23 protein-coding genes are annotated in these 23,616 nt (G+C 73.2%); 11 read left to right on the forward strand and 12 right to left on the reverse strand.

The window, feature by feature from the left end:
- Positions 1–70: 70 nt before the first annotated feature.
- Positions 71–388 (reverse strand): hypothetical protein, encoded by a 318-nt coding sequence (locus CHF15_RS19790; protein WP_245938921.1) that lies wholly within the window; start codon positions 386–388, stop codon positions 71–73.
- A 436-nt stretch (positions 389–824) separates the two neighbouring features.
- On the opposite strand from CHF15_RS19790, the gene CHF15_RS19795 reads away from it, so the two are divergent.
- Entirely contained in the window at positions 825–1,319 is a 495-nt protein-coding gene (locus CHF15_RS19795; protein WP_089225153.1) for a DUF6650 family protein, read from the forward strand.
- A 316-nt stretch (positions 1,320–1,635) separates the two neighbouring features.
- On the opposite strand, the gene CHF15_RS19800 is transcribed toward CHF15_RS19795, so the two are convergent.
- The 5 genes from CHF15_RS19800 to CHF15_RS19820 all read right to left on the reverse strand — a co-directional run bounded on the left by CHF15_RS19800 (position 1,636) and on the right by CHF15_RS19820 (position 8,804).
- Positions 1,636–2,349 carry a PspA/IM30 family protein gene (locus CHF15_RS19800; protein WP_089225154.1) on the reverse strand — a complete coding sequence of 238 codons (714 nt, stop codon included), beginning with the start codon at positions 2,347–2,349 and terminating at the stop codon, positions 1,636–1,638.
- A gap of 38 nt (positions 2,350–2,387) precedes the next feature.
- Positions 2,388–4,442, reverse strand: a complete 2,055-nt coding sequence (locus CHF15_RS19805; protein ID WP_089225243.1) for a TPM domain-containing protein — start codon at positions 4,440–4,442, stop codon at positions 2,388–2,390.
- Positions 4,443–4,663: 221 nt separating this feature from the next.
- Complete coding sequence (locus CHF15_RS19810; protein ID WP_089225155.1) at positions 4,664–4,987, reverse strand: hypothetical protein; 324 nt, start codon at positions 4,985–4,987, stop codon at positions 4,664–4,666.
- Positions 4,984–7,491 (reverse strand): DUF4132 domain-containing protein, encoded by a 2,508-nt coding sequence (locus CHF15_RS19815; RefSeq protein WP_089225156.1) that lies wholly within the window; start codon positions 7,489–7,491, stop codon positions 4,984–4,986. Before CHF15_RS19815 ends, CHF15_RS19810 begins: the two co-directional genes overlap by 4 nt.
- A 74-nt stretch (positions 7,492–7,565) precedes the next feature.
- Positions 7,566–8,804 (reverse strand): DUF6777 domain-containing protein, encoded by a 1,239-nt coding sequence (locus tag CHF15_RS19820; RefSeq protein WP_143681592.1) that lies wholly within the window; start codon positions 8,802–8,804, stop codon positions 7,566–7,568.
- A gap of 563 nt (positions 8,805–9,367) precedes the next feature.
- On the opposite strand from CHF15_RS19820, the gene CHF15_RS19830 reads away from it, so the two are divergent.
- The 6 genes from CHF15_RS19830 to CHF15_RS19855 all read left to right on the forward strand — a co-directional run bounded on the left by CHF15_RS19830 (position 9,368) and on the right by CHF15_RS19855 (position 14,995).
- Complete coding sequence (locus tag CHF15_RS19830) at positions 9,368–10,018, forward strand: cysteine hydrolase family protein (protein ID WP_089225159.1); 651 nt, start codon at positions 9,368–9,370, stop codon at positions 10,016–10,018.
- A 78-nt stretch (positions 10,019–10,096) separates the two neighbouring features.
- Entirely contained in the window at positions 10,097–10,807 is a 711-nt protein-coding gene (locus CHF15_RS19835; RefSeq protein WP_089225160.1) for a DUF2470 domain-containing protein, read from the forward strand.
- Between the two features lie 129 nt (positions 10,808–10,936).
- A complete protein-coding gene (locus CHF15_RS19840; RefSeq protein WP_089225161.1) occupies positions 10,937–11,836 on the forward strand; it encodes a sigma-70 family RNA polymerase sigma factor in 900 nt (299 codons plus the stop codon).
- A gap of 34 nt (positions 11,837–11,870) precedes the next feature.
- Positions 11,871–12,500 (forward strand): alpha-ketoglutarate-dependent dioxygenase AlkB, encoded by a 630-nt coding sequence (locus tag CHF15_RS19845; protein WP_089225162.1) that lies wholly within the window; start codon positions 11,871–11,873, stop codon positions 12,498–12,500.
- A 112-nt stretch (positions 12,501–12,612) separates the two neighbouring features.
- On the forward strand, positions 12,613–13,551 hold the full coding sequence (locus CHF15_RS19850; RefSeq protein WP_089225163.1) for a serine hydrolase: 939 nt from the start codon (positions 12,613–12,615) through the stop codon (positions 13,549–13,551).
- A gap of 355 nt (positions 13,552–13,906) precedes the next feature.
- Positions 13,907–14,995: a S1 family peptidase gene (locus CHF15_RS19855; protein WP_089225164.1), complete on the forward strand. Its 1,089-nt coding sequence runs from the start codon at positions 13,907–13,909 to the stop codon at positions 14,993–14,995.
- A gap of 127 nt (positions 14,996–15,122) precedes the next feature.
- Here the strand turns inward: CHF15_RS19855 and CHF15_RS19860 are convergent, their stop codons facing one another.
- Both CHF15_RS19860 and CHF15_RS19865 read right to left on the reverse strand, forming a co-directional pair.
- A complete protein-coding gene (locus CHF15_RS19860; protein WP_089225165.1) occupies positions 15,123–15,959 on the reverse strand; it encodes an acyl-CoA thioesterase in 837 nt (278 codons plus the stop codon).
- 220 nt (positions 15,960–16,179) lie between these two features.
- Positions 16,180–16,395, reverse strand: a complete 216-nt coding sequence (locus CHF15_RS19865; RefSeq protein WP_018563588.1) for a DUF6296 family protein — start codon at positions 16,393–16,395, stop codon at positions 16,180–16,182.
- A 143-nt stretch (positions 16,396–16,538) separates the two neighbouring features.
- Here CHF15_RS19865 and CHF15_RS19870 point away from each other — a divergent pair, with 143 nt between their 5' ends.
- Complete coding sequence (locus CHF15_RS19870; protein ID WP_089225244.1) at positions 16,539–16,964, forward strand: RidA family protein; 426 nt, start codon at positions 16,539–16,541, stop codon at positions 16,962–16,964.
- Entirely contained in the window at positions 16,961–17,665 is a 705-nt protein-coding gene (locus CHF15_RS46410) for a 4'-phosphopantetheinyl transferase family protein (protein ID WP_089225166.1), read from the forward strand. The genes CHF15_RS19870 and CHF15_RS46410 overlap by 4 nt, the downstream gene beginning before the upstream one ends.
- A 307-nt stretch (positions 17,666–17,972) precedes the next feature.
- Here the strand turns inward: CHF15_RS46410 and CHF15_RS19880 are convergent, their stop codons facing one another.
- The gene (locus tag CHF15_RS19880) at positions 17,973–18,956 is read right to left on the reverse strand and encodes an alpha/beta fold hydrolase (protein ID WP_089225167.1); all 984 of its coding nucleotides are present in this window, start codon (positions 18,954–18,956) and stop codon (positions 17,973–17,975) included.
- 250 nt (positions 18,957–19,206) lie between these two features.
- Between CHF15_RS19880 and CHF15_RS19885 the strand changes: the two genes are divergently transcribed.
- Positions 19,207–20,265 (forward strand): ATP-grasp domain-containing protein, encoded by a 1,059-nt coding sequence (locus CHF15_RS19885; RefSeq protein WP_245938922.1) that lies wholly within the window; start codon positions 19,207–19,209, stop codon positions 20,263–20,265.
- A gap of 47 nt (positions 20,266–20,312) precedes the next feature.
- Entirely contained in the window at positions 20,313–20,753 is a 441-nt protein-coding gene (locus CHF15_RS19890; protein WP_089225168.1) for an SRPBCC family protein, read from the forward strand.
- Between the two features lie 69 nt (positions 20,754–20,822).
- On the opposite strand, the gene CHF15_RS19895 is transcribed toward CHF15_RS19890, so the two are convergent.
- From CHF15_RS19895 to CHF15_RS19905, 3 genes are all read right to left on the reverse strand, one after another.
- Positions 20,823–22,070: a transglycosylase family protein gene (locus CHF15_RS19895; RefSeq protein ID WP_089225169.1), complete on the reverse strand. Its 1,248-nt coding sequence runs from the start codon at positions 22,068–22,070 to the stop codon at positions 20,823–20,825.
- Between the two features lie 135 nt (positions 22,071–22,205).
- Complete coding sequence (locus CHF15_RS19900; protein WP_089225170.1) at positions 22,206–22,793, reverse strand: pyridoxamine 5'-phosphate oxidase family protein; 588 nt, start codon at positions 22,791–22,793, stop codon at positions 22,206–22,208.
- A gap of 69 nt (positions 22,794–22,862) precedes the next feature.
- Entirely contained in the window at positions 22,863–23,558 is a 696-nt protein-coding gene (locus CHF15_RS19905; protein ID WP_179279873.1) for a pentapeptide repeat-containing protein, read from the reverse strand.
- Between the last annotated feature and the right edge of the window lie 58 nt (positions 23,559–23,616).

The following is a 23,616-nucleotide window of genomic DNA, read 5'->3' on the forward strand; positions in this document are numbered from 1 at the left end:
GACACGGGCGCCCGCATTGCTCGGGACGAAACGGTTGTGGGTCAAACCCCTTCACTCCTGACCTTTCGCCTCAGGATCGCCGCAGAGCCGTTCGCATCTCCTGTATCAACGCATGCCGGGCCTCACGAGCCGCCCGCCATGCCTGCAGGTACTCCACAGAGTCTGCGTTCTGACCGGCGACCACAACGTCATGGAAGTCAAGCACCGTGAGAGTGGCCTGGCCGGCCAAATCGATAATCGGCCGTCGGGCCACCAACTCCAGTTGTTGCTGCGCGGCGTATACGCCATGCTCACCAATCGCTAGGTGCCCCTTGCCGATACGTTCCTGAGACGGTTCAGCCCGGGAGAAGGCATCCCGAGCCCGGGCGAGGGCTGCCAGGTATTCCATGAACGAGATTCGTAGCGCATCACGTTCCCGTTCGGACGTCTCGCGACGCCACCGGAGTTGGTCGACAACGAGGGTACTCAGCACGCCAAGCACCGTACCCACAGCCGTCGCCACTATCGCTGTCCACTGCATGCGCCCCCCAGAGGTCATTAGCTTGACTGTCTCGCCGAGATCCTCACACGAAGACAGGTCCTGAGCCGCGCCTTCTGGCGTCCGAGGTGGTCCAGTCAGGTCTGGTGTGTCAGCCGCTATCTGAGATAGCGCTTCACCGCCTGCCGCCACGAAGCATGGGAACTGCAGCCACTACCGTGCACGCTGATGACGGCCGCAAACACGCACCTCTGCCTGCCAGAAGCCTCGGAAACCGTGCACGGCCGTTCAGGCAATACGGCCTTGTGGGTCACAGCCGCTCGCCAACCTGCCTAGGATGCCGAGGGTGAAGGTTCTGGAGATCATGCGCCGGGTCAAAGGTTTCAGCACGCCCTTCGGTGGGGTGGACTGGGACCTGCCAACTCCTCAGCGTGCCCTTGCCGAGAGGGTCGTCGTGTACCTGGAGGACCGCAGGGTTCTGACCATGCCTCGCGCGATCACATCCGCGGTCGATGATCCTGGTCATTGTGTAGCTTCGGTCCTGCAGATCCGAGAGATGTTGACTCAGATCTTGATGGAGCCTGACACCGGCGCTGAACTTTCCGAGCACCTCAAGGCCATGCGTGCCGCATGCCGGCGGTTCCTGGACACAGTCGGCAACAACCACTCAGGGCATGTACGAGGCCGCGCACAGAGCGCCACATTCGGCGCTGCGCTTGGCGAACTACGAGCCATCTTCGGGATTCAACTCGGTGTCATTGCAGCACGTTACAAGCTTGAGCTGCCTGGGGAGCTGTCTGCCATCCTTCCCGCCGCTGACATCGATGACGATGAGGGCTAGCAACCAGACCCTCAGATCAGCGCCTGCGCCACTACCGCGCGGGATGAGGAGTCCCAGGCGATCGCGACCACGGGTTCGTGGACTACCTGTGGACGAGCAATCGCCCACCTATTGGCCGTGAGCCTGTGACCTGCGCACACGCCTGGGGCGGAAGGGGCCTCCGGAGCCGTGTGCGCGGGTTCGAATCCTGTCGCGGGTCGGGCCAGTGCTGAAGCCCGCATGCCCGGCGGGCCTCGTGTTTCCGAGCGGCTGGCAACCCACCGCCAGCGCCGCACCCCGCTGTCACCGTCTGCGGGGGCTGCCGTGGGGCCGCTGGTCAGGCGTGGGCCTTCAGGGCGGCCAGCCTTGCTTCGATCTCGGCCGCGTCGCCCATGCTGTCCAACCGCTCGAACTGTGCGTCCAGTGACGAGTCGGCGAGCTCCTGCTTGCCCAGTGCCCTCGCCTCCTCCCGGCGGACTATCTCCTCGAAGCGGCTCAACTCGCTCGTCGGGTCCAGCACATTGATGTTCTCCGCCGCGTCCAGCATCTGGCTCTGCGCCTGGGCCGTCTTGGCGCGGGCCACCAACTGGTCGCGCTTCGCGTTGAGCTCCGTCAGCTTGACCTTCATCTGGTCGAGGCCGGTCTTCAGCTTTCCGACGACCTCCCGCTGCGTCGCGATCGTCGGCTCGGCGTCCTTCGCCTCGCGCCCCGCCTGCAACTGCCGCTGCAGCGCCACCTTGGCGAGGCGGTCGAACGCGTCCGCCTCGGTCCCCGAACCCGCGGCCCGCAGCTCGTCCGCCTTCCTGCTGGCGGCCAGCGCCTTCGTGCCCCACTCGCCGGCCGCCTCCACGTCCTCCTCATGGTCCTGCTCCAAGAGGCGCAGATTGCCGATGGTGGTGGCGACCGCCTGCTCGGCCTCGCTGATGTTGTTGCCGTAGTCGCGGATCAGCTGGTCGAGCATCTTCTGCGGGTCCTCCGCCTGGTCCAGCAGCGCATTGATGTTCGCCTTCGCCAGCTGCGCGACGCGGCCGAGGATCGTCTGCTTGGTCATGGGGCCAACCTCTCGCTCTCGCTTCCCCGAGTTGCCGCTCAGAATCTGCCGCCACCGCCCCTCCGCCCCCGTGTCCCCCCGCCGCCGAAGCTGCCGGGGCCGCCCCCGCCGAACCCCCCGCCGAACCCCCCGCCGAAGCCACCGCCCCGTCCCCCGCCGAACACGCCCCCGCCGGCCCCGCGGCCCATACCGCCGAAGATCTCCCCGAGCAGGATGCCGCCGAGCACCGCACCGCCCATGCCGCCACCTCCGCGGCGGCCCCCCATGGCATCGCCGTACGGACCGCCGTACCCGCGCACATCACCCTCGGCCAGCTGCTGCGCCGCCCTGGCCAGCGCATCCGCCCGCTGCGCTGCCGTGAGCGCCGCTGCGGGATCCGCGGAGCCCTGCGCCAGTTCCAGGTGGCGCTGTGCCTCGGCCAGACGCGTCCTGGCCTCGCTGCCCACCGCCGCCCGGTGCGTCGTGACGAAGTCCGAAGCCGCGCCCACCGCACTGCGCGCCGTGAGCAGGGCCTGGTCGAGCAGTACGCGGGCCTTCTGGTTGCTCACCTCGTCCGCGCGCGCCCCTGTGAGGGCGCCGTCGAGGGCCGCGTCGGCCTCCTCCACGCGGCGCAGCACCTCGATCGGGTCGTACGGTCCCGCGGCGATCTGCGTCCTCGCCTCGCTGACGACCGTCTCGGCGCGCGCGATCCGGCCGCGCAGGTCGGCGGTGGAGATGCCCTCGGGGGTGCCGGCGAGCACGCCCCGCGCCTCCGCGAGGTCGGTCTCGGTCTCCGTCAGCACGCCGGGCAGCTTGCCCGCCGCCTCCGCGAGCTCCTTCGCCAGCCGGCCGACGGCGTCCACGAACGTGCCCGCCTGGTCGATGGCGCCCTCGGCGGCCCGCAGATGGACCGCGGCCGTGCCGCCCGCGCCCGCCGCGACGGCCTCGCGAGCCCGGCCGACGTGGGTCGCGGCGAACACGAGCCGGTCCCTGGCCTGCTCGACGTGGCCCGTGACGGCCTGGACCGCGGTGGGCGCGTACCGCGTGCCGAGCGCGGTGAGCGTGGCCTGCGCGGTGTCGGTCCGACCGGTGATGTCCCGCAGCTCCGCCTCGGCGTGCTCCAGCGCCTGGGGCGCGTTCTGTTCCAGCGCGCGCAGCCGGTCGAAGCCCTCGGCCTCCGCGTCGAGCCGGCGATTGGCCTCGGTACAGCGTGCGATGATCTCGTCCAGCATGCGGCGCTTGGCCGCGTCGTCCTCCGGGATCGCGTCGTCGAGCTGCTGCCGGAGCCTGAAGGCCGCCGTGAGTTCCGACTCCGCGTACCTGAGCGCCTCCCCGAAGGGCGCGGCCGCCTCTTCACCGAACTGCGCGGTGGCGAATCCGAGTTCCTCGCTGCTGGTGCGCACCGCGTCGTCCGTCTGGACGAGCAGTTCCCTGGCCCGGCGGTCGAGTTCGGGCAGGGGCACGGCCTGCTCGGCCTGCCCGCCCCAGCCTCCCCCTCCCCGGGTGGTAGGGGTTCCGGGGCGCTGCCTGCGCCGGGCATACATGTACCAGGCGAAGGCGAGCAGGGCTCCGAGCACCACGACCGGCAGGACGAGTTCACCACCCGTGACCCCGAAGCCGCCGGCCCCACCCGGGTCGGCCTCGCCCGGGGTGATCGCCGGAGTGGGCACGGGCACGCCCGCGAGGACCGCGCCGATGCCGTCCGCCGCGCCGATGGCCGCCCCCGCCCAGTCGTTCTGCCGCAGCGCCGGTTCGACCGCGGTCTGCGCGACGTCCCGCAACTGGGCGTCGGTCAGCGGCGAGTCCTGGTCCACGGAGTACGCGTACTGCCGGTCGTGCGTGGCGACGGCCAGCAGTACGTCGTTCAGGCCGAGGCCGTTGCGCTCGGCGGTCGCGTCGGCCCAGTTCTGGGCGGTGCGGCCGGAGAAGTCACGTACGTAGGCGACGTAGAGCTGGACGCGGTGCGCGTCGTCGAGGTCCTTCAGCGCCGTCGCGACGGCGCCCTTGCGGTCACCGAGCGCGTCCACCCTGTCGGTGATCTGGCCGGTCCGCGACAGCACGATCGGGTCGTCGGCACGGGCGTCCGCGGCGGGCAGTGCCAGCCAGCACAGCATTGCCAGCGCGCCGATCAGGGCGTACGCGGTACGCAGGGTGTGCGAGGTGCGAACGCCTCCGTGCAACGGTTCCAGGCTCCGGTGCGGCCTCACTTTGTGAGCTTATTACCCCTTCTGGCCCACCGCGACCGGGACCCCTCCGGGGCTTGGACGCCCGCCTGTGGGGGGTTGACCGTTGAACATCCCCGCCCGCCTGCCGCGTCCCTTGCCGGCGGCCGGGGTCAGCCTCCGGCCAGCGGGACGAGGCGGAGGAAGGTCAGGGTCGGGGTTGTCGTGAGGTCGATGACGTCGTCCAGCTCGGTGACCTGGTGGGTGGGGGTCAGGACGAAGAAGGCGTTCGACAGGAAGGCGCGTTCCGCGCGGGCGGCTTCCGTGGGCCGGTCGAGGGGCGTGTTGGCGGGGTCCGCGTTGTGGCGCGTCACCTCTTCGCGGACGCGGAGGTGGAGGAGGTCGCGGGCGGTCATGCGGTCCGGGAGGCCGCTGACCTCCAGGGCCGTGAGGGGTTTGCCCCCGGCCGTCTCGTCCTGGAACGTCACCGTGGTCATCGGGCGGCCCGCTCGATCTGGCGGAGGATCGTCGGGTCGGTGATCCGGGAATCCGCGGCCAGCAGTGCCGCCTTGGACAGGATCAGCGCCAGCCGGTCGTCCTCGAAGGGCAGGAAGACCCCTCGGTCGTCGGCCTTGCGCCGGGCGGGGACGATGCAGAGGTAGGCGTCGTCCGGTGCCATCAGCACGTTCGCGGAGCCCAGGTGGATCCGGTACGTCGTGAGGTCCCCGCGGACCGTCAGGTAGCGGCCCTCCAGGGTGCAGCGGTCCGCGATCCTCAGGCGCGGCACGATGCGCTGCAGGGCCTCGCGGCGGATCTCCGCGTTCGCGGTCAGCTCCCCGAAGGACGCGGCCCGCCAGTACGCGTCGTACCGGTCCTCCCCCCGGTCGGTCCACGTCGGGTCGGCCGCGATCGAGGTGACGCCCACGAAGAGGTCTACGTCGCGCATCGCCTCGCTGAAGACCAGGGGCGGCACTTCGGCCAGCGGGGTCTCGCGCCAGCGCCGGCCGTCGCGGCGTTCGAACCTGACCTGGTCGGTCGCGGCGTGGTCCGGGGCGTAGCCGGCGTCGAAGCCGGCCGGCTCGTGGTGGAGGCACGCGCGCCACCCGCCGTCGCCGAACTCGCCGCGGGCCAGGCCGTCGTGGCCGCCATAGTGGTTCCCGAGGAAGTCGGCCTGCCAGCCGCGCTCCTTGAACAGCGCGTACAACCGGGGGTAGTCCACGATGTGCGCGGCGAAGCGGTTGGAGTAGACGCCGGTCTCCTCCTCCGCCGGGGTCGGCAGGTAGATCTCCCGGAACGCCTGCTTGAACGGCTGCCGCAGCCCGGCGGCGACCACGTGGGCGCGCCAGGTCGCGATGGCGTCCGGCGAGGCGTGGACCGGGTGCCACAGCCGCATCTGCGAGGGCTCGCCCACTGGCTCGCTCAGGGGTGCCACGGCGTGCCAGTAGCCCTCGGCGTCGCGTGCCTCCCAGATCAGGCCCCGGGTGAGGACGCCGGTCACGGGGTGGTCGCGGTAGTGGCGGCGCCATTCCTCGTACCTCCAGGTGCGCCCGGCCGACATGAGCGCTTCGAGGCGGGCCCGCTCCCCCGACAGCGTGGCCCGCACCTGCTTGGCCAGGAGCTTGAGCTCGTCGAGTTCGTCCGCGCACCGTGCCTTGACCGCGGCGGGGGCCGTACGGGACGTCCGTCCGTCCGGGCCGGTGAAGGTGAGCCGTACGGTGACGGCGTCCTCGATCGCCACCCGGGCGCGGTGGCCGGCCAGTTCGCGGACGAGGCTGCCGTCCGGGGCCAGGCCGTGCCCGGGCACGCTGCGCTCGATCAGCTGTCCCGGGGTGATGCCCTGCCGTGCGGCGGCCGTCGCCAGGGCGGTGGCGAGCTGTTTGAGGAGCGCCCGGTGCTTGAGCTTCGTCTGCAGCCGCCACAGGTCTTCCAGCGCGGCGGGATCGTCGATCGCGGCGAGCGCGTTGATCGCCGCGCCCGCGAGCTTGAGGTCATCGATCACGTCGGATCCGGGTCCGCCGGTGCGCAGGGCGAGGGCGGTGAGGTGGCCGGCCGTGGCCGGGCCGGCGGTGAGCGCGGCGGCCCAGACGACGCCGCGCGCGAGGTCGCCGTCGTTCTGCCCGACGACGTAGTGGAGGTGGAAGCCGTCTCCGTGCCAGGGGGCGGGCGCCCCGTCCGTCCTGCTGCACAGCGGTGGGTCCTCGGCGAGTGCCCGCAGCATCTCCGCCGTCGTGCCGCGCGCCGATGCCGCCTCGCTCAGGGCCAGGCAGGTCCGTCGCCAGCGCTGTGACGGGCGCGGCCCCGACGGGCTCGCCAGGTGCCGGACGAGTTCCGCCAGTTCGGGCGTGGGCGCGGTGTCGGCGTGCTCGCGCAGCGCGGTGGCCCACGGGGCGTCCCCGGGGATCAGCTCGTCCGGCATGCCGGCGGCGGCGTCGTCCGGCAGCAGTGCGCGCAGGCGCCGGCCGAGCCGTCCGCGCACGTCCGCGCCGACTTCCGCGGCCATGAGCCTTCGGTACGCCTGGCGCAGGTGGGGGGTGACCGCACGGCGACCGTCGGTGTCGAGCCGGTCGACGGCGTCGAGCACCGCGCCGAGGGCTTCCGCGAGCCAGTGGCCCGCGCGGTACTCGCCGACGCGCAGCAGCATGACCGCGACCTCGTCGGGCGTCCATCCGCGCTGGTGGGATATGAGGGACGCGACCCGGTCGCGGTAGTGCCACACGCCGGAGCCGTCGGGACGGGCGACCAGCAGCAGGGACAGGGCGGCGGCGCGCAGTTCGCCGCCGGACCGGGTGGCGAGTCCCTCGTCGATCTCGGTCCGGATCCCCGCGTGCAGCTCCTCCAGGCGCCGGTACTCCCCCCTGTGGGAACCGAAGGCGAGCCGGTACTCCGCTCGGCCGCGGTCGAGGAGGTCGAGGAGCCAGCGGGCGCGGTCGAGGGTGGCGGATCGTACGTCGTCGAGCGCGTCGTTCCTGCGGGCCTCGGCCGGCACGGTGTCGTACAGCATGCGGGGATCGTCGCAGGCGGGTCCGACAGCGGCCCCGTCCCCGGGTGGGGGCGGGGCCGGTGCGGGCCGGGGCGTCAGCTGGACCTGGGGGCCGGTTCGACGGGGGATTTGGGCAGGGCGGGAGGCTGCTGCCGGGGCTGGTCGCCCGTGCCGCCGCCGGAGGACTTGGGCTGGGCTGGCGGCTGTTCGGGCTGTACGGGCTCCTGCTGCGGGGGCTCGGAGGGGGGCTTCTCGGGCTGCTCCGGGGGCTTCGGCTGCTCGGGCGTCTTCGGCTGTTCCGGCTTTTCCGGCTGCTCCGGGGACTTCGGCTGCTCCTGCTTCGGGGACTCCTCCTGCGTGCCCGGGGACTTCGGCTCCTCCTGCTTCGGCGATTCCTCCTTGTTCGGCTCCTCGCTCTTCGGCTCCTCGCTCTTCGGGGACTCCTCCGTGCCCTTCTCCGGCGACTGCTCCTGCGTGCCGGGCGACTTGGGCTCCTCCTTCGGCTGCTCCTCCTGCTTCCTCTCCTCGCTCGGCGGCGGCATCGTCGTCCCCGGCGGTTCCAGCTGCGAGCCGGTGGAGGGCGACGGCAGGACCGGCACCGAGGAGTCGGAGGGCCCGCCCCTGGGGGGTTCGACCTTGTGGTCGCGCTTGCCCCCGACCTTGCCGCTGGGGCGCTCGAACCAGCGCTTGCTGTCCTGGTCGTAGAGCGTCAGCGTCTTCATCGGCTTGTCGGACGGGACGACCGCCACCAGGCCCGCCGCGCGGAAGGTCTCCCACTGCCGGCCGCTGTACGTCGGCGTGCCGTTGGCGGCGTCGGGCGCGCTCATCGGGTTGCCGCAGGCGCAGCGGACCACCGGCACGCCGCGGTTGTCGACCATGACGGGGGTGCCGGCCTGGAGAATCGCCTGGTAGTCGGTGACCTTGCCGTCCTTGAAGCCGTGGCTGGTGACACGGGTGTCCCAGTTCAGCTGAACGGGCGTCAGCGCGCGCAGATGCGCGGGGAGGTCCTGCTGCTCGACCTTGAGGGTCTCGGCGAAGGCCTTGCTGCGGGCCGGGTCGCCGGTGAGGTACGCGATCTGCCTCTCGACGTCGCAGGCGGCCTTGTTCTGCTTGCCGCTGTAGAGCCCCGGGTGGGCTCCACTGACCTTGAGGGTTCCGCCGGGGGCCGAGGACTCGTTGGGGGTGATGGTCGGGGTGACCGCGGTTCCCGGCTCGCCCGCCGTGGAGGGGGTGAAGGGGTCGGGGCCGGCGGCGGAGGCGTTCTGGAGGAAGATCTCGCCGCCGCCCTTGGTGCCGCCGAGGAACGAGAAGGCGAAGATCACCGCGACCGCCACGACCATCGCGGTGCCCGCGGTGACGAGGGTGCGGCGGGCCCGCCACCACGGGGCGGGGGGTCCGCGGTGGCGGCCGGGTTCTCCTGGCTCGCCGCCGCGCCCCGCGCCGCTCGGCGGGCCCGGGGGACCGGGTGGTCCGGGCGGTGGCGGTGGGCCGGGGGGTGGCGCCGCCGGTGGGGGCGGGGGCCCCGGGGTCACCGGCGGGTGCTCTCCCGACGGCCGGCCGGACAGCGGCCCGGACGGAGGGCCGGCGGGGTGATCGGGCGGAGGAGGTATGGAACTCACGGCACTCTCCCCAGACGTAGGGCATCGGGAATTGAGGTGGATTCCCGTGCGCCCTCCCTTCCCATTATGTGCGCCCCTGCCGGGAGGAGTGAACCGGCCACGGGATTCCGGAACGGCTCGGTGTTTCACGGGCGTTTCGGCTGTGGGGGGAACTCTCCCCGCCAGGGAACACCGGCGCACGCCGCGGGTCATGTCCCGTCCTTTCGTGGCTTGACCACCGACACCGGCTCTGACCTGCTGCGCAGGTGCCCCTTCGGGTCCGGGCCGAGAATCGGTACATGGAAGCAGTGGGATATTCCAGCGCCAACACCGGCCTCTTGCTGGTCGACCCGTACAACGACTTCCTGTCCGAGGGCGGGAAACTCTGGCCACGCGCGAAAACGGTGGCCGAGCAGGTGGGGCTGCTCGATCACATGCGGCAGGTGCTCGCGGCCACCCGGGCCCGCGGTATACGGACGTTCTTCGTCGCGCACCGCCGCACCGCACCCGGGGACTACCAGGACTGGGAGCACCTCTCCCCCGCGCAGGAGGCGAGCGTCAAGGGCCAGATCTTCGCGCGGGACTCCTGGGGCGGCGAGTTCCATCCCGACTTCCAGCCGGTCGACGGCGAGATCCGGGTGCACGAGCACTGGTCGTCGAGCGGTTTCGCCAACACGGACCTGGACTTCCAGCTGAAGCAGCACCGGGTGTCGCGCATCGTGCTGATCGGGATGCGCGCCAACACCTGCGTCGACACCACGGCACGCTTCGGCCAGGAGCTCGGCTACCACGTGACCCTGGTGCGGGACGCGATCGCCGCCTTCAGCCCGGCGGAGATGGAGGCGACCTTCGAGGTGAACGCGCCGGTCTACGCGCACGCCATCCTCACCACGGAGGAGTTCCTCGACGTGCTTCCGCCCTGCCCCGAGGAGTACGGGGCGGGGCGGTAGCCCTCACGGGGATGGCGGCGCCCGGGCACATGTGGTTAGGTTAGGCAAACCTAACTTGACACCTCCGCGGAGATCCGGATGCGCAGCAAGACCACCGCCCCCCTCGCTCCCGCCCGGCCGACGCACGCCGAACGCATCCGGTCCGTCCTCGCCTCGGCCCACTCCATGACCGTGGTCACCGACCGCGAACGCACGGAGGTGACCCGGCTGACCGCACAGGCGCTCGCCGGCCACGTCCACCTGCACCCCCTGGAGACAGCCTTCGGCCCCGAGGGCACGCCGATCTCGCTGGAGTTCACCGATGTCGCCCCCACCCCGGTACGGGACCGGGTGCGGGCCCGCGTGACCGTCACGGGCTGGACGGCCGCGCCGTACCGGTCGGACGCCCCGGACAGCCAGTGCGTGCAGTTCGTGCACGCGACGCTGGAGACGGCCGAGGGCACCGCCTCCGTCGGCCTGGCGGAGCTGACGACGGCGGAGGCCGACCCGCTGGCGACGGCCGAGGCGGGGATGCTGACGCACCTGGTGGACGACCACGCGGAACTGGTACCGCTGCTCCTGCGGCTGGTACGGCCCGCCCCCGCCCCCGGCGCGCGGCGGGTCCTGCCCGTGGCCGTCGACCGGTACGGGATCACGCTGCGCGTGGAGTACGGGAACGGCCACACCGACGCCCGGCTGCCCTTCCCGTCCCGGCTGGAGGCCGCGGACCAGGCGGGGAGCCAGATCCAGGCGCTGCTCAACAGCGCGCGGCGCGCCTCGCACCGGGGGCGCCTGTTCGCCGGCTGGTGATCCGGCGGCCGACGCGGCACCGCCCCCTCGTCGCAGCCCCCGCCCTGTCGCACCCCTCTGTCACATTGGACGCGTCCGGTTCGTCAGTGCGCCGAGGGAACGCGACGAGGGAATGGGACCGAGGGACCGATGGACGACGAGGAGTTCCTGGCGGAGCGGTTCGAGGACAACCGCGCGCACCTGCGGGCGGTGGCGTACCGCATGCTCGGGTCGCTGACCGAGGCGGACGACGCCGTGCAGGAGGCGTGGCTGCGGCTGAACCGGGCCAGGGCGGACGGGATCGAGAACCTGGGCGGCTGGCTGACGACCGTGGTGGGCCGGGTGTGCCTGGACATGCTGCGCTCGCGCACCTCCCGGGGCGAGTCGCCGCTGGACGACGTACGGGTGCCCGACCCGGTGGTGAGCCCGCCGGACGCGGCCGGGGACCCGGAGCAGGCGGCGCTGCTGGCGGACTCGGTGGGGCTGGCGCTGCTGGTCGTGCTGGAGACGCTGTCGCCCGCCGAGCGGCTCGCCTTCGTGCTGCACGACATGTTCGCGGTGCCCTTCGAGGACATCGCCCCGATGGTGGGGCGGACGCCGACGGCGACGCGGCAGCTGGCCAGCCGGGCGCGGCGCCGGGTGCAGGGGGCGACTCCGGTGCCGGACGCCGACCTGGGCCGTCAGCGGCAGGTCGTCAGGGCCTTCCTGGCGGCCTCGCACGCGGGCGACTTCGAGGCCCTGGTGGCGGTGCTGCACCCGGACGTCGTACTGCGCGCGGACACCGGCGCCGCCTTTCCCGGGGCGACCCGGGAGGTGCGCGGCGCACGGACGGTCGCGAGCCAGGCGCTCACCTTCCGGCACGCGGCCCTGCAGGCGCGGCCGGCACTGGTCAACGGGGCGCCGGGGGTGGTCGCCGTGGCGGAGGGCCGGGTGGTGTCGGTCCTGGGCTTCACGATCGTGGACGGCCTCGTCGTCGAGCTGGACATCCTGGCCGATCCCGAGCGGCTGGCCGGGCTCGACCCGGCTGCGTTCGGAGAACAGCCGGAATAGCTCACTTGTTCGATTGAGGGGTTACCCTGGAGCCATGACCGCACCGCTCCAGGGATCGCTCTTCGACCAGACCGACGAGTTGCTGCTCGGTCCGCTGGACGGCCTCCGGCGGACCGGGCTCGGCAGCGGGGCGTGGCTCGACCTGCTGCCCGGGTGGCTGCGGGGGGCGGACGCCCTGTTCGGGGAGCTGGCGGGCTCGGTGCCGTGGCGGGCGGAACGCCGCCGGATGTACGAGCGGGAGGTCGACGTGCCCCGGCTGCTGTCCTTCTACGGGGAGGGCGATCCGCTGCCGCACCCCGTCCTCGACGAGGCCCGCGCCGCCCTCGACGCCCACTACGCCGACGAGCTCGGCGAGCCCTTCGTCACGGCGGGGCTCTGCTTCTACCGGGACGGCCGGGACAGCGTCGCCTGGCACGGTGACCGGACGGGGCGGTCGGCGACCCAGGACACGATGGTGGCGATCCTGTCCGTCGGCGACCCGCGCGACCTGGCGCTGCGGCCCCGCGGCGGGGGCGCGGCCTCGATGCGGCTGCCGCTGGGACACGGCGACCTCGTGGTGATGGGCGGCTCCTGCCAGCGGACGTGGGAGCACGCGATCCCCAAGAGCACTCGCGCCGTGGGGCCGCGGATCAGCATCCAGTTCCGCACGCGCGGCGTCCGCTGAACCCGCTCCATTGGGGGAACGGCCCCGTCCCCGTACAACCATTCGCACGCGAGCGCGAGTCAACGTGTGCGAGGGCCCGGCGACGGGCCGACGGGGAGGACGGGGAGGGGCCATGGAACGGGGACGGACGGCGCGGCGCGCCGGGAGAGCTGCGGCGGCCGCGGTCGTGGTGGGCACGGTCGTGCCGACCGCCGTCGTGGGGACGGGTGCGGGGAGCGCCGCGGCGGCGGCACCGGCGGTGGTGTGCACCTCGGGCAAGGCGGGGCTGGCGGCGAAGCTGAGCGCGGACATCACCGGCGCGCTGCGCGGGAGGACGGCGACGGTGGCCCTGTCGCTGCGGGACCGCAGGACGAAGACGGTGTGCACGCTCCGCGCGGACCAGCGGTTCGACTCGGCGAGCACCGTGAAGGTGACGGTGCTGGCCACCCTGCTGTGGGACAACAAGAAGCACAACCGCTATCTGACCGCGCGTGAGGTCAAGCTGGCCACGGCGATGATCACCAAGTCGGACAACGCCGCGACCACGCAGCTCTGGCGGCAGCTGGGGGTGGCCAAGGTGAAGGGCTTCCTGAAGGCCGCGGGGATGACCCGCACCGTGCCGGGGAGCAACGGCTACTGGGGGCTGACGCAGATCACGGCCAAGGACGAGCAGCGGCTGCTCGACCTGGTGACGGCGAAGAACTCGGTGCTGAGCGACAACTCCCGGGCATACATCCTGAAGTTGATGAACAAGGTGGTCACCGCGCAGCGCTGGGGCACGCCCGCGGGCGCCCCGCGGGGCGTGACGGTCCACGTGAAGAACGGCTGGCTGCCGCGCGCCACCCACGGCTGGCGGGTGCACAGCCTCGGCGCGTTCACCGGCTCGGGGCACGACTACTCCCTCACGGTGCTGACCCACGACAACCGGACCATGAACGCCGGGGTCGCCACGATCGAGGCGGTCGCCCGCGTGGTCCACCGGGACCTCAACCCGGCCGCCACCGCCGCCGGGACGCAGTCGACGACGCGTACGCCGCAGGAGGCGATCCCCGCCGTACCGCCGGGGACGTAGCGGACCGGTTCCGACGACCCGGCGGGCGCCCTCACGGGGGCGCCCGCCGGTGTTCCCGGGGGCGGTTACCGGACAGGTGTAGTCCTCACCCGATGTGCCCGGCCCGTCGCGCAGCGCGGCGGGAGCCCTTCCACGGAGCGGAATGAAAGGTTCCATCCGAGGAATCGGGATGTCTTGTGAGACGGCTGTGGAGACCGGAATGCCGCCTTGCCGCTCACCAAACGGCCTCGGAATACTCGACGGCGTTGCTTGGCGTGGACACGCATTCTTTTCGGGATGTGGCGCCTGGGACCGCAAATTCCTCCGGGTCGGCGGCAGTTGAGCCGACCCATCCCCCCACACGGAGGTACAGGACTTGAAGCATCGTCGAATATCCGGGCGGAAGGCCGTACTCGCGGGCGGCGGCGCGACGGCCGTGCTGGCGGCACTGATCGTGCTGCCGCACGCCAACGCCGCGCCGGGCCCGGCACCCGCCCCCCGGAGCCTCACGCCCGCGGCCGCGGTGACGCTGGCCGCGCACCTCACCTCGGAACTGGACGCCGAGGACACCGCGGGGTCGTACTACGACGCCGGGAGCGACCGGCTCGTCGTCAACGTGCTCGGCGCCGAGGCCGCCGACACCGTCCGCGCGGCGGGCGCCGTGCCGAGGACGGTCGCCCACACCATGGCCGAACTGCGCGCCGCCACAAGGACCCTGGGGCTTCAGGCCCGCATTCCCGGCACCGCCTGGTCGGTCGACCCGCGGACCAACCAGGTGGTCGTGACGGCCGACCGGACGGTGTCGGCGGCCGGGATGGACCGGCTGGACGAGGCGGTGGACGGCCTCGGCGCCGGTACGGCCCGCGTTCAGAAGTCGAAGGGCGAGTTCAAGCCCTTCATCGCCGGCGGTGACGCCATCTTCGGCTCCGGCGCCCGCTGTTCGCTGGGCTTCAACGTCGTCAAGGACGGGCAGCCGTACTTCCTCACCGCCGGCCACTGCGGCGTGGACATCAAGAGCTGGTCGGACAGCTCCGGCGGCCGGGAGATCGGCTCCGTCGAGGCCGCGACGTTCCCCGGCCACGACTACGCGCTGGTCAAGTACACCGGCAGCGATGTCGACCACCCGAGCGCGGTCGACCTGTACAACGGCTCGGCGCAGGAGATCACCTCGGCGGCGACCCCGGCCGTCGGCCAGGCCGTGCAGCGCAGCGGCAGCACCACGCAGGTGCACGACGGCACGGTCACCGGGCTCGACGCGACCGTCAACTACCAGGAGGGCTCGGTCTCCGGACTGATCCAGACCGACGTCTGCGCCGAGCCCGGCGACAGCGGCGGCGCCCTCTTCTCCGGCGCCACCGCCCTCGGCCTGACCTCGGGCGGCAGCGGTGACTGCACCGGCGGCGGGGAGACGTTCTTCCAGCCGGTGACGGACGCGCTCGAGGTGTACGGGGCCGAGATCGGCTGACCCCGCACCGCGCCTCGGCCGGCCGGCGGCGCCGGACGCCCCTCCCCGGGACCGGGAGGGGGGTCCGGCGCCGCCGCCGTCCGTGTGGGGACGGGCACGAACGGGCACGGACGGGCCGGACGGGCGGTCAGCCCTGGTGGCCGGGGCGGAAGTCGCGTACGGCGCGCGCCTGCCGGGCCAGGGCGAGCAGCCGTCCGTCCTCGGTCCACAGGGCGCTGTCCTCGACGGCCCAGCCGCCGCCCGCGTGCTCGGTGCGGCTGCGGACGAGGGCCCAGCCCTCGGCGGGCGCGGCGTCCAGGACGTCGGTGAAGTGCACGGTCAGTTCGGCCGTCGGTACCGGGCGGGGCTCGGTCCACACGGCGAACAGCGCGGGCGGCAGGGCGTCGGCGAGGACGACCAGCGCCTGCGGGTCCAGCGGCCGGCCGTCGGCGAAGCGCATCCAGGCGGTGAGTTCGGCCCGCGCACCGCCGGCCAGGGGGCGTGCGTCGTCGGCCGGGCGGATCTCCAGGTGGGCGGCGAACGCCGCCAGCGAGCGCGGCAGGGTGAGCGGCGGACAGGCCTCGGGACCGGGGACGACGGGCGCGGGCGTACCCGCGTGGCCGGGGCCGGGCTCGCTCCGCCCGAACACGGCGGCGCCGGTGAGGGCCGCGGAGTCGTCCTGCAGCGCGGTGACCGAGGACACCGACGAACGGCGGCCCTCGCGCAGGGTGGTCACCGCGAGGCGGAGCGGGCGCTCGTCGACGGGGGCCAGGAAGTGCGCGCCGAGGGTGCGGACCGGGAGGCGCTCCCCCGTCCGCGCGGCCAGGTCGTCGCGCATGGCCGCCAGCGCGAGGGCGGCGACATGACCTCCCTGCGCCCCGTTCCACGACCACCAGGAGCGGTCGATGCGGACGGTGCCGTCGTCCGCGGGTCGCGGGGTGCCGGTGGCGTCCGCGGTTTCCGTGTCCGTGATCGAGCCGGGCATGACGCCCCCTGGGGATGCGGGTCCGGTGTTCCCGACCCACGGTAGCCCAGTGAGTTGGATATTCAAATCGACTAGCCGGGAACCCGGGTGGCGACGTCGGGCCGGGCGCCGGCGACGGGCCCGGTCCGCGCGGTCACGTACGGCGACCGGGGACCGGGGGGCCGCAGGCGTCCGGCGCCGGGGCAGGGCCGGTTCCGGGACGCCGGAGGGGGCGGGAGGCTCAGTGCGGCGTCGCCCGCGAGGGGACGTCGTGGCGCTGGTGCCCGCCCGTCGCGAGCATGCGGACTTCTCCCCGGTCGCTGATCTCGGCCTGGACGATGCCCGTGTCGTCGCTGTACACCGGGTGCCCCCCGGCACCCTTGCGCTCGGTGCGCTTGACGACGACGGTGTCGCCGGAGACGGGGAAGGTCAGATCGTAGGTTTCGGCATGACTCATGAGGGGAACCTCCTGTCTCCGCCCATATGACGATTTATGCCCAGAGAATCCCTGGCCAATGACACCGGTCATGACGTCCGCTGTGGCGCCGGATCGACCCCGTGGGAGAGCATGGAGCGGTGTCGATCATCAAGGGGGAACGCATGACGCACCTCACCCACGTCGCCGCTCCGGAGGGTGTCCTCGCGGGCACCGGCTACAGCCACGTCGTGTGGGGCGAGGGCCGGTTCGTCGCGGTGTCGGGCCAGATCGCGGTGGACGAGCGGGGCGAGCTGGTCGGAGCGGACGACCCGGCGGCGCAGGCGCGCCAGGTCTTCGCCAACCTCGACCGCTGCCTGGCGGCCGCCGGGGCGGGCTGGAGCGACGTGGTCAAGCTGACCTTCTTCGTCACCGACGTCGCCTTCCTGCCCGCGGTCCGCGAGGCGCGCGACGCGTACGTCGACACCGAGCGGCCCCCGGCCAGTTCTGCGGTGCAGGTGGCGGCGCTCTTCCGGCCCGAACTGCTGCTGGAGGTCGAGGCGTTCGCGATCGTCCCGGCCGCGTCCACGGTGCCGGCGGCCCGGCCGTGACGCTGGTCCCGGAGCGGTTCACCGTGGCGGCGGCTGCCCGGCGGCTCACCCCGCCGGGGCCCGGCGATCCGCCGCGGCTGTGCCTGGTGGACACGGCGGCGAACGCGGCCGCCGCCGTCCATCTGGCGCCCGGACTGCTGGACCGGGAGGAGCGCGAGCGGGCCTCCGCCTTCCACTTCGACCGCGACCGCACCAGCTATGTCACCGCGCACGTGGCGCTGCGCCTGCTGCTGGCGGCGTATCTGGGGACCCGGCCCGGCGCGGTGCCGCTGACCCGGGAGACCTGCCCGTCCTGCGGCGGCCCCCACGGCCGCCCCGCGGTGGAGAGCGGCAGCCCGCACTTCTCGCTCTCGCACTCCCGGGAGCTGACGCTGCTGGCCTTCGCCGCGAGCCCGGTGGGGGTGGACGTGGAGGCGCTGCCCGGCCAGGAGGCCGTGGACGGCGTGTGGCGTTCGCTGCACCCGGCGGAGGTGGACGAGCTCGGGATGCTGCCGCCGGTGGAGCGCCGGGAGGCCTTCGCGCGGACGTGGGCGCGCAAGGAGGCGTACCTGAAGGGCCTGGGGACGGGCCTGTCCAGGGACCCGTCCGAGGACTACGTGGGCTCCGGCCCCGACCCGGCCGCGGGCCCCGAGGGCTGGACGCTATCGGATGTCGCCGTCGGGGACGGCCACCGCGCGGCCGTCGCCGTACGGCTGGGCTGAGGCCCCGCGGCCATGTGCGAGCCGCCGTTCCCGGCAGCCGGCGCCGGGGCCCGTGCTCCCCTCCGCGACGAGGCGCGTGGCCGAACGCCGTCACCGCCTTCCGGCGGACCGGTCCGGCGCCGGCGCCGGCGCCGGCGACCGGAGGTGGCACGCGACGGCGGATGCGGCGCGGGCCGCTCGGCGACCGCGATGACGGAGGCCGTAGGCGCTCGCCTTCGGTCGGCATCCCCACCGGTCCGTGAGCCGGCGCCGGGGAGTGCTTCGGGGCCCGGCGCGGTGGGGGCGGTGACCCTCACCGCGCCGGGGTTCAGCGGCGGTAGCGGCGCACGACCGCCACGAGGACCGCGCCGGCCACGAGGGCGACGCTCGCGAAGCCGCCCACGCTGGTGAGGACCCGGTCCCGGGGGCCGGTGTCGGCGAGCGCGGGGCGTTCCGCGGAACCGGACGCCGTGCTGTCGGCGGCCTCGCGGATCATCCGGACGACGGCGTCGGGGTGGGAGAGCATCGCGACGTGCGAGGAGTCGACCTCGACGGTGTGCGAGCCCGCGCGCTTCGCCCCGAAGCGTTCCAGTGCCGGGTTGATGGCGTGGTCGCGGGTGGCGACCAGCGCCCACGAGGGGATGGTCCGCCAGGCCGCGCCGGGTGCCTTGTCGGTGAACGCCCGCGTCGCGATCGGCCGTTGCTCGGCGGCCATCAGCCGGGTCGCGGCCGCGGGCAGGTCCGCGGCGAAGACCTTGCGGAAGACGGAGTCCCGGATGTAGATGTCGGTGCCGCTGCCCGTCCCGTCCCGGTACGGCACGGGACGCTGCGCCGAGTCGAGGTCGCTCGGCGCGAACCGGGACGCGAGCCCGCCCAGGCTCTCCCCCGCGTCCGGCATGAACGCCGAGACGTAGACCAGCGCCCTGACGTTCGGGTTGCCCGCCGCGGCGCCACTGATCACCGCGCCGCCGTAGGAGTGGCCCGCGAGCACGATCGGGCCGTCGATGCTCTTCAGCACACTGGCCGTGTAGGCGGAGTCGCCGACCAGCCCGCGCAGCGGGTTGGCGGGGGCGACGACCTTGTAGCCGGCGTTCTCCAGGCGCTCGACCACCGGGTTCCAGCTCGACGCGTCGGCGAAGGCGCCGTGCACCAGCACGACGGTCGGCCGGGCCCCGCCGGCGGCGCCGTCGGCGACCGCGGCCGCGAGGGCGGGACCGGCGGCGAGCGCCGTCGAGGCGAGCGCCGCGACGAGCGCGCCCGCGCGCGCTATGTGACGTCGGTTCAGCGGAGCGGGGGAGGAAGGCCCAGCCATGCTGCTCTCTCTTCCGGCCGGAGGGACTGCTGTCGCCTCCCAGCCTTGGCCCGCCGCGGCCGTCCCGCCCGTTCCCGGGGGACGGACGAGTGACGGCGGGTCGACCGCTCTTCCGCTGCGCTCCGCGGACGTGAAACACCGGCGTCATCGAACACGGATATGATCCGCCTCACACAAGATCCCGGACGGCCGGAAAACGTGCGCTTCCGCATGCCTTCCTGCCGCGCCCCATGCATGAGGGGAGCGTCCGTTGGCCCTCCGAATATGGCTCAGCAGCGCGGGGGTGGCCACCACCCAGGTGATGCGGATGCTGCGCGGCAACCCCGACTCCGTGGACGTCCGTATCCACGGGACCAACGTCGACCCCTCGGCCCCCGCCCTGGCCGCGTGCGACGTGGCCGAGGTGGAGCCCCGTCACGTCGGCGACGACGCCTACGCCGACTTCGCCCTCGACTTCTGCCGCCGGCACGGGATCGACGTCCTCGTGCCGCCGCGCCGGCTGACCGCGCTGGCCGGACGGGCCGACGCGTTCGCCGCCGAGGGCACCCGGCTGATGTGCTCGCCGCTCGCCTCGGTCGAGATCCTGACCAGCAAGAGCCGTACGTACGAGGAGGCGCTCACCGCCGGCATCCCGGTGCCGCCGTGGCGGGTGGTGCGGGACGCCGACGGCCTGCGGGCCGCGGTGGACGAGCTCGCGGCGACCGGCGAGACCCTGTGCATCAAACCCGCCGGCGAGTACTCGGCCTTCGGCTTCCGCATCCTGGAGGACCGGCCGATGGGCATCCGCGACCTGCTCGCCCCCGCCAGGCCGATGGCCTCGGTCGACGCGGTCGCCCAGGCGATGAAGCGGGCCGCGGACGAGGGTGAGCACGTTCCCCGCATGATCGTCATGCCCTATCTGGAGGGCCCCGAGATCAGCGTCGACTGCCTGTCCGCGCCGGGCGGGCGGCTCCTCGCCGCGATCCCCCGGGCCAAGGAGGGCCGCTACCGGCTGCTCCTGGACGACCCCGGGATCACGGAGATCGCCAGCCGCCTCGTGGGGCACTTCAGCCTCGCGTACCTCTCCAATGTGCAGCTGCGCCACCGCAACGGCGAGCCCGTCCTCCTGGAGGCCAACCCCCGCCCCTCCGCGGGGATCTTCCAGACCGCCTTCACCGGCGTGAACCTCCCCTGGGCCGCCGTCCGCCTCCTCACCCAGGGCGACGCCGGCCTGCGCACCGCCCCCCGCCTCGGCGGCCGCGTCGCCGTGACGGAAGCGGTCACCGAGGTCCCGGAGGTCCCTGACGTCCCGGAGGTCAGCGTGGCGTGAGCCGGGGGCAGGAGGCACGCTGGAGGGAGGAAGGCAGGTGGCAGCTCATGAGCAGACTCGAAGAGCAGATCGACCTGAACGTTCCGACCGAGGTGGCGTGGCGGCACCTGCACCGGCTGGAGGACTACCCGCAGTTCGTCGGGGGCGTCCGGGAGGCGAGCGCCGCCGGGGACGGCAGGGCCCGGCTCGGCGTGTCGGGGACCGGCGGCGACTCGCTCGACGCGGAGTTCTCCGACCGCACCAAGGCCCGCAGCGACACCCGGGAGATGACCTGGCGCACCAGCGGCGGCGCCGAGATCACCGGGACGTGCTCGGTCCTCCCGATCGACGAGCAGCACAGCCGCGTCCAGGTCCGCATGGAGTACGACCCCGCCGAGATCCGTGACGCCTTTGGCGGCCCCAAGGGCTTCGCCCAGGTCAGCGCGATCGAGCGCACGGTCCGTGACGACCTCGAACGCTTCAAGGACCTCGTCGAGCGCGAGCACTAGCCGGACTCCGTGCGGCCCGTGCGGTCCGCCGGTGGCGCGTGGGCCGCGACGGCCCGGGCCCGCCGCCGGCTAGAGCCGCACGCCGTGCCGCCGCAGGTAGGCGACCGGATCGACGTCGGAGCCGTACCCCTCGCCGGTGCGCACCTCGAAGTGCAGGTGCGGGCCGGTGGTGTTGCCCGTGGAACCCGAGCGGCCGATCTGGCGGCCCGCGGCCACGGACTGGCCGGCGCGCACCGTCAGCGAGGACAGGTGGCCGTACTGGGTGTACATGCCGTCGTGGTGCCGGATCACCACCTGGTAGCCGTAGGCGCCGCCCCAGCCGGCCTCGACGACGGTGCCCTCGGCGACCGCCTTGACGGAGGTACCGGTGGCCACGGTGAAGTCCTGGCCGGTGTGGTAGCCGCTGGCCCAGTGCGATCCGCTGCGGTGGTACGGGGTGCCGAGCCCTCCGCTGACCGGCGCCACGAACGCCCGGGTGGCGGAGGCGGGTTCGGCGCGCCGCTCCGCGGACTTCGGGCTCTTGGAGGGCTTCGAGGTCTTGGACGGCTTGGACGGCTTGGACGGCTTTGAGGTCTTCGAGGTCTTCGAGGGCCTGGCGTCCTTCGCGGGCTTCGCGCCGGGCACGGACAGTTCCTGCCCGGGGAGGATGAGGTCGGGGTCGGCTCCGACGACCGGGCGGTTCACGGCGTAGAGCCGCTGCCAGCCGCCGTGGACGTCCTGCTCGTCGGCGATCCCGGAGAGGGTGTCCCCGCTGACGACCGTGTAGGACCCGCCCGGCGCCGCGGGGCGGCGGTCCGTCTCCGGCTTCTGCTTCTCCCTCTGCTTCCGTTCGGCGTTCTGCCCGGCGCTCTTCCCGGCGTTCTTCCCGGTCTTCTTCGCCGGGGTGGCCGCTTCACGCTGCGGCTGGTCCTGCGCCTCCTGCCCGCCCCGGGTGAGCCCGGCGCGCTGCGAGCACACGGGCCACGCCCCGGGGCCCTGCCCGTCCAGCACGCGTTCGGCTGTCGCTATCTGCTCGGTCTTCGTCGCCAGGTCGGCCCGGGCGGCGAACTTCGTGCCGCCGTACGCCTTCCACGTCGACTGGGCGAACTGCAGCCCCCCGTAGTAGCCGTTGCCGGTGTTGATGTGCCACTTGCCGCTGCTCTCGCACGCGGCGACCTTGTCCCAGGTGCCGGCCGTGGCCGCGCCCGCGCCCGAGGCGGCGATGAAGGGCAGCGCGAGCCCCGCGCCGGAGGCGGCGGTGACGGCGACGGACACCGGTGAGAGCCGGCTCGGCGGCTGGGGTCTGCGGTGGCGACCGCGCGCGGACCGTACGGGCATGGGGGGACCACCTCTCGGTTCCGGACACACGGCCGTACAAGTACGACAGAGGGATCTTGTCGCCGCAAGGGTGCTTTTGAGACTCTGTCGTCCCAAATCGCGCTCCCCGGAACCGGGTTGGTGCGGGCGCGCCCCTCAGGAGGTGCGGGGCGGCAGCGGGAGCGGCAGCCCCGGCAGCCCGTCGAGGCTGGTCGCGACGTACGGCTTGCCCTCGCAGTAGTCGCTGAAGGACTCCTCGGTCTCCCGGGCGAAGCGCCGGGTGTGCAGCGGCCGTTCCTCCCGGAAGTCCATGGTGGGGACGGCGAACCCGCAGCTGTCGCTGATGCGTTCGGCGGTGACGACGATGACGGCGCGCAGGTCGGTCCGCTTGCGGATGTCGTCGGAGAAGTGCGGCAGGAGCTCGTCCCAGCGCGGGTCGTCGCGGAAGACGGGCTCGCCCCGCCCGTGCACCCGCACGATGGTGGGCGGCCCGGTGAAGGCGCACCACATCAGGGTGATGCGGCCGTTCTCCCGCAGGTGGGCGATGGTCTCGGCGCCGCTGCCCCCGAGGTCGGCGTAGGCGAAGGTGTGGTCGTCGAGGAGGGCGAAGGAACCGTCGAGGCCCTTGGGTGACACGTTGACGTGCCCGTCGCCGGACAGGGGCGCTGTGGCGGTGAAGAAGACCTTCTGGTCCTCGATGAAGGCGCGCAGGCGCCCGTCGATGCGTTCGTACGTCTTTCCCATGCCTGTGATTCTGCGGCGCCGGCCGGGCCCGCGCCGCACCTTTTCGGCCGCGGGCCGGCCGCGGGCCGGTCAGCGCCGCCGGGGACGGCGCGGGCGCTCTTCCTCGCCGTCCCGGACGACGATGCCCAGCGCGGCGGCGAGGGCCGGGGCCAGGTCGAGCAGCTGGGCGCTGCCGATGACGGCGCCGCGCAGTGAGTCGTGGCCGTCGGCGAGGTCGAGGCGGGTGGCGCCGCGCAGGTCGGCGGCGTCGAGCTCGGCGCGGCCGAGGCGCAGGCGCTCCAGGGCGGTGCCGGGGAAGGAGACGTCCTGCAGACGGGCGCCGCCGAGGTCGACGTCGCGCAGCACGCAGTCCTCGAAGACGACCTCGTGGAGCCGGGCGGCGCGCAGGTTGACGGAGTCGAACTTGCAGCGCCGGAAGACCACCCGCCGCAGCACCGCGCCGAAGGCCTCGACCCCGGCGAGCACGCAGGAGTCGGCGGTGACGTCCATCCAGTTCGTCTCGGCGGCCGAGGCGCCGACGAAGCGGTCGCCCTGCAGCCAGACCTCGTTGAAGCGCGCCCGGCGCAGGCTGCCGCCCTCCAGGACGGTGTCGGTGATCGCGCACTCGAGGAAGACGGCGCCGCCGGCGTCCTGTTCGTCGAGGGTGAGCCCGTCGAAGTGGACGGTGTCGTAGCGCTCCTCGACGCCGAGCCCGGACCCGTCGAAGGGCTCCAGCGCCTGCGCGTACGGCAGCTCGGACAGGGACTGCGGTGCCTTGAAGGTCATGGCGGCCACGCTAGTGGCCCCCTGTGACAGCGCCACCCTTGAGGAATATGAGCGATTT

The sequence above is a fragment of the Actinacidiphila glaucinigra genome (genome assembly GCF_900188405.1).
Lineage (GTDB): Bacteria > Actinomycetota > Actinomycetes > Streptomycetales > Streptomycetaceae > Actinacidiphila > Actinacidiphila glaucinigra.

Coding starts and splice junctions, on each gene's coding strand:
- CHF15_RS19890 (WP_089225168.1), top strand. CDS start 20,313: ATGAGCAGACTCGAAGAGCAGATCGACCTGAACGTTCCGACCGAGGTG.
- CHF15_RS19905 (WP_179279873.1), bottom strand. CDS start 23,558: ATGACCTTCAAGGCACCGCAGTCCCTGTCCGAGCTGCCGTACGCGCAG.
- CHF15_RS19865 (WP_018563588.1), bottom strand. CDS start 16,395: ATGAGTCATGCCGAAACCTACGATCTGACCTTCCCCGTCTCCGGCGAC.
- CHF15_RS19810 (WP_089225155.1), bottom strand. CDS start 4,987: ATGACCACGGTGACGTTCCAGGACGAGACGGCCGGGGGCAAACCCCTC.
- CHF15_RS19815 (WP_089225156.1), bottom strand. CDS start 7,491: ATGCTGTACGACACCGTGCCGGCCGAGGCCCGCAGGAACGACGCGCTC.
- CHF15_RS19850 (WP_089225163.1), top strand. CDS start 12,613: ATGGAACGGGGACGGACGGCGCGGCGCGCCGGGAGAGCTGCGGCGGCC.
- CHF15_RS19835 (WP_089225160.1), top strand. CDS start 10,097: ATGCGCAGCAAGACCACCGCCCCCCTCGCTCCCGCCCGGCCGACGCAC.
- CHF15_RS19800 (WP_089225154.1), bottom strand. CDS start 2,349: ATGACCAAGCAGACGATCCTCGGCCGCGTCGCGCAGCTGGCGAAGGCG.
- CHF15_RS19845 (WP_089225162.1), top strand. CDS start 11,871: ATGACCGCACCGCTCCAGGGATCGCTCTTCGACCAGACCGACGAGTTG.
- CHF15_RS19840 (WP_089225161.1), top strand. CDS start 10,937: ATGGACGACGAGGAGTTCCTGGCGGAGCGGTTCGAGGACAACCGCGCG.
- CHF15_RS19895 (WP_089225169.1), bottom strand. CDS start 22,070: ATGCCCGTACGGTCCGCGCGCGGTCGCCACCGCAGACCCCAGCCGCCG.
- CHF15_RS19870 (WP_089225244.1), top strand. CDS start 16,539: ATGACGCACCTCACCCACGTCGCCGCTCCGGAGGGTGTCCTCGCGGGC.
- CHF15_RS19860 (WP_089225165.1), bottom strand. CDS start 15,959: ATGCCCGGCTCGATCACGGACACGGAAACCGCGGACGCCACCGGCACC.
- CHF15_RS19830 (WP_089225159.1), top strand. CDS start 9,368: ATGGAAGCAGTGGGATATTCCAGCGCCAACACCGGCCTCTTGCTGGTC.
- CHF15_RS19900 (WP_089225170.1), bottom strand. CDS start 22,793: ATGGGAAAGACGTACGAACGCATCGACGGGCGCCTGCGCGCCTTCATC.
- CHF15_RS19790 (WP_245938921.1), bottom strand. CDS start 388: ATGGAATACCTGGCAGCCCTCGCCCGGGCTCGGGATGCCTTCTCCCGG.
- CHF15_RS19880 (WP_089225167.1), bottom strand. CDS start 18,956: ATGGCTGGGCCTTCCTCCCCCGCTCCGCTGAACCGACGTCACATAGCG.
- CHF15_RS19805 (WP_089225243.1), bottom strand. CDS start 4,442: ATGCTGTGCTGGCTGGCACTGCCCGCCGCGGACGCCCGTGCCGACGAC.